10 protein-coding genes are annotated in these 11123 nt (G+C 42.2%); all 10 read right to left on the bottom strand.

Going from position 1 to position 11123, the window contains the following annotated elements; all coding sequences use genetic code 11:
- Positions 1-9 precede the first annotated feature (9 nt).
- Positions 10-1092, bottom strand: a complete 1083-nt coding sequence (gene carA / locus ACYQ1I_RS10040; RefSeq protein WP_459764853.1) for a glutamine-hydrolyzing carbamoyl-phosphate synthase small subunit — start codon at positions 1090-1092, stop codon at positions 10-12.
- The gene (locus ACYQ1I_RS10035; RefSeq protein ID WP_459764851.1) at positions 1089-2291 is read right to left on the bottom strand and encodes an acetylornithine transaminase; all 1203 of its coding nucleotides are present in this window, start codon (positions 2289-2291) and stop codon (positions 1089-1091) included. The genes carA and ACYQ1I_RS10035 overlap by 4 nt, the downstream gene beginning before the upstream one ends.
- Before the next feature lie 13 nt (positions 2292-2304).
- A complete protein-coding gene (gene argB / locus ACYQ1I_RS10030) occupies positions 2305-3159 on the bottom strand; it encodes an acetylglutamate kinase (RefSeq protein WP_459764849.1) in 855 nt (284 codons plus the stop codon).
- 13 nt (positions 3160-3172) lie between these two features.
- Entirely contained in the window at positions 3173-4393 is a 1221-nt protein-coding gene (gene argJ / locus ACYQ1I_RS10025; protein WP_459764847.1) for a bifunctional glutamate N-acetyltransferase/amino-acid acetyltransferase ArgJ, read from the bottom strand.
- Positions 4394-4413: 20 nt separating this feature from the next.
- Entirely contained in the window at positions 4414-5460 is a 1047-nt protein-coding gene (gene argC / locus ACYQ1I_RS10020; protein WP_459764845.1) for an N-acetyl-gamma-glutamyl-phosphate reductase, read from the bottom strand.
- A gap of 233 nt (positions 5461-5693) precedes the next feature.
- Positions 5694-6095 carry a hypothetical protein gene (locus tag ACYQ1I_RS10015; RefSeq protein ID WP_459764843.1) on the bottom strand — a complete coding sequence of 134 codons (402 nt, stop codon included), beginning with the start codon at positions 6093-6095 and terminating at the stop codon, positions 5694-5696.
- Positions 6096-6121: 26 nt separating this feature from the next.
- Entirely contained in the window at positions 6122-6523 is a 402-nt protein-coding gene (locus tag ACYQ1I_RS10010; protein ID WP_459764842.1) for a YtxH domain-containing protein, read from the bottom strand.
- Between the two features lie 259 nt (positions 6524-6782).
- Positions 6783-8729: a type I glutamate--ammonia ligase gene (locus tag ACYQ1I_RS10005; RefSeq protein WP_459764840.1), complete on the bottom strand. Its 1947-nt coding sequence runs from the start codon at positions 8727-8729 to the stop codon at positions 6783-6785.
- A gap of 518 nt (positions 8730-9247) precedes the next feature.
- Positions 9248-9517, bottom strand: coding sequence for an HPr family phosphocarrier protein (locus ACYQ1I_RS10000; RefSeq protein ID WP_459764838.1), 270 nt, complete (start codon positions 9515-9517; stop codon positions 9248-9250).
- A gap of 174 nt (positions 9518-9691) precedes the next feature.
- The gene (locus ACYQ1I_RS09995) at positions 9692-10903 is read right to left on the bottom strand and encodes a SpoIIE family protein phosphatase (RefSeq protein ID WP_459764836.1); all 1212 of its coding nucleotides are present in this window, start codon (positions 10901-10903) and stop codon (positions 9692-9694) included.
- Positions 10904-11123 lie beyond the last annotated feature (220 nt).

Raw genomic sequence — 11123 nt, 5'->3', positions numbered from 1 at the left:
TTATTCCTCCTATACCGCTTGCTGATCCCTTTTGACATAATTAAGAAATTGATCAAAAAGATATTTGGAATCCATTGGCCCGGAGCAGGCTTCAGGATGATATTGTACGCTGAAAACCGGTAAATATTTATGTTTGATCCCCTCGATGGTGCCATCGTTCAAATTTCTATGGGTAACTGTAAGAAGGTTTGTGTTTAAGGTGCTTTCATCGATGGCATAGCCATGATTTTGGGAGGTAATATAGACCCGATTGGTTTTTAAGTCCTTTACGGGATGATTGGCGCCACGATGACCGAATTTGAGCTTATAGGTCCTTGCCCCCGAAGCCATGCCCAATAGCTGGTGCCCCATACATATTCCGAATATTGGCAGCTCCTTCAGCAGAGCCTTAATGGTTTCAACGGAATTTTGAAGGTTTTCAGGATTTCCAGGGCCATTGGATAAAAATAGTCCGTCGGGCTTGAGCTTTAAAATCTCTTCTGCTCCTATATCATAGGGCACTACCGTAATTTGACAGCCATAGGATTGCAAAATCCGAATAATATTCAGCTTGACTCCGAAATCCATTAATACGATTCTGGGCCCTGAACCAGGAATCATATAGGGGCTTTTGGTTGATACCTCTTCGGTGTAATTCTTTCGAAGGATATCAACCTGATCTATGGCCTGAAACAGTCCATCCTGATCCGCCAGACTGGTGGTAATGATTCCCTTCATGGTTCCCTTGTCTCTTAAATGCTTCACCAGCATTCTCGTATCAATTCCCTCAATTCCCATAATTCCGTTGGTTTGAAGATATTCCTCCAGCATCATTTCATTTTTCCAGTTGCTGGGTTCCTTACAGTATTCCCGCACCACCAGACCTTTAATAGCCGGCCGTTGGGCCTCTATATCATCATAATTGAGCCCATAGTTACCAATCATTGGGTAGGTCATTACTAGAATTTGGCCATTGTAGGAATAATCAGTGAAGATTTCCTGATAGCCTGTCATGGCAGTATTAAAAACCACTTCACCTACCTCACCCTTTAGGCTGCCAAAGGCCTTTCCTTCGAATATACTGCCATCCTCCAATACTAAATAGGCTTTCATTGTGCTCCCTCCATTTCCTGAAAGATCTCCTTCAAAACTGCCACGAGGCCATCGATTTCTTCTTTGGTTACAATAAGGGGTGGTACAAATCGAAGTACCTTCTCTGCCGTACAGTTGATGATGAAGCCTTTTTTAAAGGCCTGCTCCACAATGGGAGCCCCCCCTATAGTTAACACCAGCCCCAGCATTAACCCCATGCCCCTGACTTCCTTTACAAAGCTGAATTCATCCACCAGCTTTTGAAGCCTTTCCCTGAAATAGGCTCCGGTTGCTTCCGCTTGTTTCCATAGCCTTTGCTTCAGCATCGCTTCCAAGGTGGCTACCCCTGCCGTACAGGCCAGGGGATTCCCGCCAAAGGTAGTGCCGTGGTCTCCGGGCTTCCAGGCGGAAGCCACCTCATTGGTAGCCACAATGGCCCCAATGGGGAATCCTCCTGCCAGGGCCTTAGCCAGCGACATGATGTCTGGGGTTACGCCAAAGTTCTCATAGGCGAAGAGCTTTCCAGTTCTTCCAATACCACATTGAATTTCATCAAAGATTAATAGAATGTTCTCTTGATTGCAGAGCTCCTTAACTGCCTTTAAATAGGCAGCTTCAGCCGGGGTGACGCCCCCCTCTCCCTGCAGGGGCTCTATGATGATGGCGCAGGTATTGGGGGTGATGGCCTTCTTGAGGGCATCAATATCATTATATGCAGCAAATCCATAGCCTTCGGGCAAGGGGCCATATCCCTCCTGATATTTTGGATTATCGGTTAAACCAAGGGTCCCCAGGGTTCTTCCATGGAAGGAGCCCTTCATGGCAATAATCTCATATTTATGGGCACCATATTTTTGATAGGCATATTTCCTCGCCAGCTTGATGGCCGCCTCGTTGGCTTCGGCACCGGAATTGCAGAAAAACACCTTATCACCAAAGGAGCTTTCCACCAACAGCTTTGCCAGCCTTACCTGACTTTCATTCCAGAAATAGTTAGATACGTGCATTACCTTGGCAGCCTGGTCTTGAATGGCCTCAACCAGCTCCTGAGGGCTATGTCCCAGGCTATTGACGGCGATTCCGCCAAGAAAATCGATATATTCCCTTCCCTCGGTATCATACAGGCGGCATCCCTTACCTGAAACAAAGGCAATGGGCAGCCTTTTATAATTATTCATTAAGTATTGATTGCCAGTTTCCACAATTTCGTCGATTTGCATTTCAATAACCCCCTTAGGTCGTAATCATCGTTCCAATTCCATCATCGGTAAATATCTCAAGCAAAATTGAGTGATATTTTCTGCCGTCAATGATGTGGCAACGCTCCACTCCCTGGGTGACAGCCCCCATGCAGCAATGGATTTTGGGGATCATACCCCCTTGAATAATGCCCTTTTCAATATAGCCCTTCACCTCGGTGGTTTTAATTTCAGTAATGATTGTCTTTGGGTCCTTGGGGTTTTTTAATACACCTTCCACATCGGTAATCAGCACCAGCTTTTTAGCCTCCAGGGCCACCGCCAGCCTACCTGCCACCTCATCGGCATTAATGTTATAGCTTTCACCGCCGGCACCCATGCCAATGGGCGATATCACCGGCACATAGCCTTCTTTAATGACGGTATGAATAAGGCCCGTATTGATTTTTGTAATTTCCCCAACATAGCCCAGCCTGGGATCTTTTTGGGTGGCTTCAATCAGCCTACCGTCTTTACCGGTAAGGGCCAGGGCCTTAACATCATTACAATTCAACAGGCTAACAATTTCGCCGGCAATCTTTCCACCCAAAACCATTTCTGTAATTTCCATAGTCTTTTCATCTGTTATCCGCAGTCCATCAATAAACTGCGGCTCCTTCCCAAAGCAAGCCATCATCTCTGTAATTTCTGGGCCTCCGCCATGGACAATCACCGGGTTCATTCCTACATATTTCATGAGGGCAATGTCTTTGATGACATATTGCTTCAGTTCTTCATTAACCATGGCGTTTCCGCCGTATTTGATCACAACAATCTGATTGTGGAATTTTTGAATATAGGCCAGGCTTTCCACCAAGACGTGGGCCTTCTGCTGAGGTGTTAAATCCATTTTTTGCTTCCCCCTAGGTTCGATATGCTCCGTTGATTTTTACATAGTCATAGGATAAATCACAGCCCCATCCTACTGCCCTTTCATTGCCATTATTCATATCTACATGAATTTTAATATCCTGATGCTTTAACAGGGCTGCCACCGATTCCTCCTGGTAATTGGTTCCCTGACCCCCCTCGACGATTTTCACAAGATCAGGGCCGCTGCTAAGACTGATTTCAATTTTGTTTATGTCAAAGTTCGCATCGGAATAGCCTATGCTGCAAAGAATACGGCCCCAGTTACCATCCTCTCCAAAGAAGGCTGTCTTTACCAGATTAGAGGTCAACACCGCCTTTACTGCTTTTCGGGCATCTGACACATTGGGGGCATGATCTACCGCCACCTCGATGAATTTGGTGGCCCCTTCACCGTCCCTTACAATGGCCTTGGCCAGATATTCATGAACATACAGAAAGGCCTGCTCAAATTCCTTTCTTTGGGGATGCTGATGATTCATTATTTCATTGCCCGCCAGGCCATTGGCCATTACTGCCACCATGTCATTGGTACTGGTGTCTCCATCCACCGAGATCATATGGTAGGTTTGATCAGTGGCCTCCTTCAATAGGTCATTAAGATAGTCTGCTTCAATTAAAATATCGGTGGTAACAATGGCAAGCATGGTGGCCATATTGGGATGAATCATTCCTGATCCCTTGGCCATTCCCCCTACGGTAACCCTTTTCCCGTCAATTTCCACCACCACCCCGATGGTTTTGGGGGCCGTATCGGTGGTCATAATGGCCTCTGCCCCGGAACCCCCGCCTTCAGCGGAAAGGGCCGCTACGGCCTGGGGAATCCCCTTCTTTAAGAGGTTCATTGGCAATGGTACACCAATAACCCCTGTAGAGGATACAATGATATTTTCTTCAGGTATTTTTAAAGCCGCTGCTGTAATGGCCCCCATTTCCCGGGCATCCGCCAGCCCCTGCTGACCGGTGCAGGCATTGGCATTGCCACTATTGATTATAATGGCCTGAATCTGATTATCCTTTATGTTTTCCTTTGATACAATAACAGGAGCGGCACAGGCCTTATTGGTGGTAAATACCCCTGCCCCCACTGCTGGTACCTGACTGTAAACCAAAGCCAAGTCTTTTTTTACCCTTTTCATTCCTATATGGACCCCACTGGCTAAAAAGCCCTTGGGGGAGGTTACATTTCCTTCTATTATTTCAAATTGTTCCATTTCTTTAAGCACCTCCATCGTTATGGCCAAAGGGGCGTTTGATTAATTCCCAGTGACTCTTCTATTCCAAGCATGACATTCATATTTTGAACCGCTTGACCGGCGGCACCCTTGATTAGATTATCAATGGCACTGACCAAAATAATTTTATTTGTTCGTTCATCGACAATATGGGCAATATCACAGAAATTTGATCCTGCCACGGCCTTTGTCTGGGGCAGCTCTCCCTGGGGAAGAAGCCTGATAAAATGCTCCTTGTCATAATGGCTTTGATAGATACGTTCCAGGGCAGCTTCATCCAGGCCCTTTGGATTATCTACGTAAATAGTACTTAAAATTCCCCTGTTCATGGGTGTTAAATGGGGAGTAAATTGGATTACCATAGCTTCTCCGGCCATTTTGCTCAATTCCTGCTCTATTTCAGGGGTATGCCGGTGGCTTCCAATGCCATAGGCCTTAATATTTTCATTGCACTGAGCATATAGCCCACCATCGTGGGGGCTTCTGCCGGCCCCCGATACACCCGACTTGGCATCTGCGATTACCCCGGAAAGGGATACGGCCTTTTCCTTAATCAACGGGTAAAGGGCCAAAAGGATACTGGTGGGATAACAGCCAGGATTAGCAATTAGGTCTGCCTGGCGAATCTCCCTTCGATATAGTTCCGTTAAGCCATAGACAGCCATTTCCAGTTCTTTTTGGGCAACGTGGCCGGTTCCATACCATTCCTCATAGATCTTCGAATCATTAATTCTAAAATCAGCAGACAAGTCAATTACCTTGATTCCCCGCCTCATACCCGCCATTACTGCTTTTTGGCTTAGACCGTGGGGTAAGGCACAAAATAGTACGTCAATTTCATCAAATTGACCGGGGTCCTCAATATTCACTGAAATGCATCTTTTTTCCAGCTTTTTTCTAAGGTTTGGATAAACCCTGCTGAAATCCATATCTAAATAGGTTCTTGAATCTAAAAAGCTGATTTCTACCTCAGGATGATTGGTCAATAGCCTTACCAGCTCTCCGCCGGTATAGCCTGTGGCCCCCAATATACCGATTTTAAACATACTGCCCACCTCACATTTTATTCATAATATGTATATTTATTATGTATACATGTATATTTATTCTAAAAACCTTGTTATTAATCATACAGCAATTTTTATAAAAATACAACTGTTTTTTTACAGATAGGCAAAAAAAATACAGCCCCCCTTTAGGGGCTGCAGTATGGCTAAATCCTTGGAATAGATTATAATATGTACATTGATTTAACAGCCTAATTAAGCCTGATCAATCTTTATTTTCGGAATAGACCTTTTTTCTTTTCCTTAATAAATATACCCTTTAAAAAGCTAAAGATTTGAAACAGCTCACTGATGGGCAGTACAACATCCTCTGTTAATACCTGGGCAGTTGATGCAGCATATTCCACCGTTTCTTCAATACTCTTAACTGTTCCGGAAACATGCTTCATTTGTTCATTAAAGCTATCCGTTATCTCTTCGGCATTATGTAAAATCTTTGGAATGGTATCGATTGAAGCGTTGATATTGGCCTCATTTTTAACGACGATATGATTCACCTGCTTAAGGATTTCATTTAGCTTTAATACCACATTAATCAAGGCAACTACCAGAACGATTCCAGCGATCATCAAAAACCCAATTAACAGTTGTCCTAGGGTAATACTGATTTCCATGGCTTCTATTCTCCCTTCACGAGGCTTTAAGCCTCTTGATCAACAATTTCTTCCTCTGCGTCTGCAGCTTCCTCGTCATCCAGACTACAGGCAGTCTTGGAATTTAATTTATTTTTAAGTACAACCATTTTTTCTTCCAGTACCTCTTTTTGGTCTTCAACAAATTCACTGACCTTCTCCTTGCCAACTGCATAATTAACCTCTAATATTTCCTTAGCCTTTTCAAGCTCTTCCCTGGCTTTTTGTCTGGTATTTTCCCCCTTGTCGGGTGCAAAGAGTACCCCTGCCAAGCCTCCCAAAAATGCTCCCAAGGCCAAGCCCTTCATCAGACCCTTAGAACGCTCAGCCCGCTTTTCACGCCTTGCCCGCTCTGGGTCAAGCAGATTTTTTAAATGATTCATTCGCCTTTCCACTTCTCTCAGGTTCATACCTGTCACTCCTTTATATATATTTATGAAGATATGGTAAATTATACCCCTGAATGACCTTAGAAAACAATGGATTTTTCAAGCCTTCAGTTATCAAGGGGCAAAAATCTAATATTTTCCTCTTAACTATATTTATTCGCTCCATGAAACTATTCTCCTTCCTTGTTCTGATTAAAAAAAGAAAATATGTAAATACAGACACATAAAAAGCCCGAGAAGTCAGCAGTCTATACTTCCCGGGCTGGTTTTGAACATAGATTTAAAAATCTCCATTGGTAATATCTAATAGGTTTCGCTTATATATAATATACAGTTGCTTTAGAAGGGTTATTTTTTCTGCCATCTCTATTTGCAGCTGTGAAGCCAATTCATAGTTTTTACCTTCAAGGGCATCTCTGATTTGGGTAAAGAGGGATTTCCGCTCTAGGCTATCCTTCATTAAATAGTTTCTGAGGCTGTTGATTTTTTCCCAATTGACCACATCAATATCTGTAGCATGGTCAGCATCGTGAAGCCTTTTACAACTACGAACAATGGCAGCGTTATTGGGAATAATTCTACCTAATATTTCTGTTACCCATTGATCAAGGGTAGCAACCTGATAGGAGCTTAAAATGGCCTCATCAAAACATTTTCCCGCAAAGAGAATATTCTTCTTTTCAGGGTAGCTGACAAAGCCCTGAAGATTTTCCCAAACCGTTGCCGGTGGTTTGCCGAACAGTCGATTTCTTTCTTCATCCGAATAGTCTTCAAAGACGTCATGCTCGCTTCTGTAGGCCCTGTCATTTTCAAGATATAGCTTATCTTCTCCGGCGGTTTTAGAAATTTCATTTTCCAGGTCCTTGCTGGTGAGCTTATTTTCTACTGCATATTTAATTCCGTCCATCATGGCCAGATAGCAGGCACTGATATACAAATAGGAATTTGAAGTGGGGTTTGGTGCCCTTAATTCATACCGGGTCGCCAGGGGATTATTAATGTCTCTGACCAATCCAACCAATACCGTTCTGTTTCGAGAGGGTGCTTCAGCATTATGACCCACTGAACTAACAATACAAACCGGTGCCTCAAAGCCTGGCTTTAATCTGTTAAAGGCATCGTTGGTGGCGGTGACAAAGGGATTAATGACTTCGTAATGCTTTAGCATTCCCATTAGGGCTCCCCATCCAAGGGGGCTGACAAAATCTGATTTCATATCCCTTGGTGAAAACAAGTTGATGTATTTTCCATTTTTCAGCTTTACATTGGCCCCCATATGGGTATGCTTGCCGCTGCCTGCCACCCCTTCAACGGGCTTTGCCTGAAAGGTGACCTCCAGACCGTATCGTTCAAAGGTTTCTTCTATAAATTCTCTGATAAACAGCTCATTGTCTGCACATTGCAGAGCACTGCTGTATTTCCAGTCAATTTCCAGCTGTTCCATAACATGATTTAGCTTTCCAGAGCCGGCAATGGTGGCCCGAATGCCCCCTACCTCCTTATGGCCCATTTCAGGTTCCAGGCCATAGCTTTCTAAAAGCATAATGGATTCCTCCAGGGCTGATCTGACTGACCCCTTAGTCCGTTTCCAATATTGCTCCTTCAGGGTTTGGGAGGTAGACAGCTTTTCTTCATCCGCCAGATCTTCAGGGGTTTTCACCCAAAACTCCAGCTCTGTAGCACTGGTCAGGTTGACGGCCTCAATCTCATCGGCCGATTCAATTCCGTATTCGGCCAATAGATGAGGATATTTTATAAATAATTCCTTTACTTCCTTTGTAAAATAGTCCACGGTTCTTTTTAATATAGCCCTGGAATCTACCCATTTGTTATTATGCTCTAAATATGCAGGAATTTTTAAGGTTCCAATGGGAAGCCCCGTACTTTCCTCCAGCAGCTCATAATTATAATCAATAAACCAGGTTACATCAAGGTCAGGGATGATATCTACCTTTGCATTATTCAGGGTGGCAATTTCATGCAGTACAACGCTGGAGCCGTCGGTTTGGACTCCTACCTTTAAAAAATCCTCTACGTCATCTAAAAACAAGGAAATAGGTACTTTTTCGTCGGTGCTGTTTCCCCCTAAATCTACCCCTACCAAGGAAACAAAGCGAATATTAGGGTGGCCCTCTAACAATTTAGTAATGCTTTCCTTATCGTGGGTCCAGGGTGGCAGAAAATAAAGCATTGGCTCGGCTAATAAGTCTTCAAGCGTCTTTTTCATCAATATCCCTCCTATTTTCATATAAATCACGAACAAAATAAACTCAATCTAGCTTTTCATTTGTATTAAAACGAAAATTTTTATTTGGTTTTGAATTTTAATAATGATTATACAAGAATTCTGCAAAAATGTAAACACTACAGCGTTAGAAATATTAAGGTTTGGTAATTTTTTATAAATAATTGTAATATTTCAATTATTTTTTGCAGCTGGTCATCCTTTAAATTCACCCAAAAACAATGGCATTGATATAGGCAGATGATGTTTAAAAATATATCGTATCAGTATAATAAAACAAACAGAATACCAAAGATAATTTTGGTATTCTGAATTCTGAATACAGTATACTTCAAAAGTGACAAGTAGGCTCGACCAAATTTCATCGACCCTATTCCCATTTTTTAATGTTTACCCCAAAGAGAGGGTTTTTTCTTTCTTTATCCCTCAGGGTCATTACTTGGCAGTCCCAATAAAGGAACTGATCTTTCTAATTTCCTGACAATTAATACTACCTACAGCTATTCATCTTCATTGAGCTTGTTCTCAATTAAATCTACCAATGCTTCCATTGCTTCTTCTTCATCAGAGCCATCTACCCTAAGAATAATCTCATCGCCCTTTTTAGCACCCATGCTTAACACATTCATGATGCTTTTACAATTGTATTTGTTCCCCTTTTTAATTAAAAATGTGTCTGCCTTAAACCTGCTGGCTTCCTTCACCAGTAAACTGGCAGGTCTGGCATGTAAGCCAATTTCATTTTTTATTGTTACTACCTTCTCTAACATCCCGATCAACCTCCTATTTTAGATTTTTTGATTTTATTATTAAATTGCTTGATTTTATCGGCTTTCCCTTTAAAGGGACAGAAAGCATTGAAAACTCAATCATACTGCTGAAGGTATTACATTATATCATAACAGCTTTATGCCTACATTTCAATTATCCTTTTTGAAAAATTACTATACAAATTTAATCCATTTCATTTCAATAAAGGATAAATCGTCCTTTAGCTTCAGCTGATTTCTTGACAGCTTCTTTAATCCCAGGGTATAGTGATGGCTTTCCATCTCAATTTCTTTCCTAAGGTGGTCAATGAAGCCGTCATAATCAATGTATCGCCCCTTTTCATCCTTTAGCTCCAGCACACCATCTGTATAGGCAATAATGGTATCGCCTGAATCAAGATATACTGTCTTTTCTTCGTAATCCTCTCCCAGCTCAAAGCCAATGGGGGTACCATATCCATCCAGCTCTATGATTTCTCCATAGGTCTTTATCAATAAGGGGGTAGGATGACCTCCCCGGACATATTTTAATACGCCTGTCTTTACATTTAGAATCATATAGACAATTGTGAAGTAATGCCCGTATTTCTCAAAGGGAAAACGTTTATTTAAATAATGGATGACCTCCTTGGGAGAAATAATTTCATAATAGGGGAAATCGTTAATTTTTCGTTTTAACGGTGATCCCCGTTCCACATCCAAAATTAAGGATTCTGAAAGGGCTACCGCCAGCATGGAGGAAGCTAATCCATGGCCCATCACATCAATAACATATAGCCCCATATGATCCTCGTCCAGCATGAATACATCGAAAATATCCCCGCCAACCCTACCGGAAGGCTGAAAGTGCCAAACAAAGGAGCAGTTAGGTATATTCCCAAGGCTTTTGGGTATTAAGGCCTCTTGAATTTTGGCTGCCAAGGAGAGGTTATTTTCTAATTCCTGTTTTTGATTTTGTATTAACAGCAGGCTTTCCTCCAAGGCCCTTCTGCACTCCGTCAGGTTTTTGTTTAAGTTCACCCGCTTTAGCAGATTGTTGATTTTTAGCAGCAGCTCTGATTCTAAAAAGGGGTACGCTACATAGTCATCAATACCCTGCTGTATTAATTTTTCCTTTCCTTCGGGTGAATATTGGTGTAAATTGGCCAAAACAGGAATATCAGCAGTATGCTGATTGTTTTTTAACTGCGCTATTATCTCTATTGTATGATCATCATCAGAAAAAGTATTCATCAAAATAATTTGAGGCAGCTCTTTCAGAACGACAGAAATCAAGTCTTCTGCAATATAATTCTCAATAATTTGAAAACCGTATCTTCTCAATAGGTTTTTCAAATAGCAAGGGGGGTTATCCTGCGGTTTGAGTATCAGTATTTTTTTCGTCATCATTGGGGGCCTCCCCTCCTATCCTTTGTGTAGTATTTTGGTTATTTAGAGTTAACCTCCCCACCCTATAAACCTATATAGTTGTAAATAAAACAATCCTTTTTATTATTATAACAGTCCGACCAGGGAAGGTATATATTCTTTTTCCCTTTTAATCTATTCTCCATGACGGCATGGAATTCCTACCAGAATTAATGAAATATTTTAATGAAAAAAAGCC

The organism is Alkaliphilus crotonatoxidans, assembly GCF_054658015.1.
The sequence above is the reverse complement of the archived record's forward strand: the minus strand, read 5'-3'. Positions and strand labels throughout refer to the sequence as shown.

Coding starts and splice junctions, on each gene's coding strand:
- carA (WP_459764853.1), bottom strand. CDS start 1,092: ATGAAAGCCTATTTAGTATTGGAGGATGGCAGTATATTCGAAGGAAAG.
- ACYQ1I_RS10035 (WP_459764851.1), bottom strand. CDS start 2,291: ATGCAAATCGACGAAATTGTGGAAACTGGCAATCAATACTTAATGAAT.
- argB (WP_459764849.1), bottom strand. CDS start 3,159: ATGGATTTAACACCTCAGCAGAAGGCCCACGTCTTGGTGGAAAGCCTG.
- argJ (WP_459764847.1), bottom strand. CDS start 4,393: ATGGAACAATTTGAAATAATAGAAGGAAATGTAACCTCCCCCAAGGGC.
- argC (WP_459764845.1), bottom strand. CDS start 5,460: ATGTTTAAAATCGGTATATTGGGGGCCACAGGCTATACCGGCGGAGAG.
- ACYQ1I_RS10015 (WP_459764843.1), bottom strand. CDS start 6,095: ATGGAAATCAGTATTACCCTAGGACAACTGTTAATTGGGTTTTTGATG.
- ACYQ1I_RS10010 (WP_459764842.1), bottom strand. CDS start 6,523: ATGAACCTGAGAGAAGTGGAAAGGCGAATGAATCATTTAAAAAATCTG.
- ACYQ1I_RS10005 (WP_459764840.1), bottom strand. CDS start 8,729: ATGAAAAAGACGCTTGAAGACTTATTAGCCGAGCCAATGCTTTATTTT.
- ACYQ1I_RS10000 (WP_459764838.1), bottom strand. CDS start 9,517: ATGTTAGAGAAGGTAGTAACAATAAAAAATGAAATTGGCTTACATGCC.
- ACYQ1I_RS09995 (WP_459764836.1), bottom strand. CDS start 10,903: ATGACGAAAAAAATACTGATACTCAAACCGCAGGATAACCCCCCTTGC.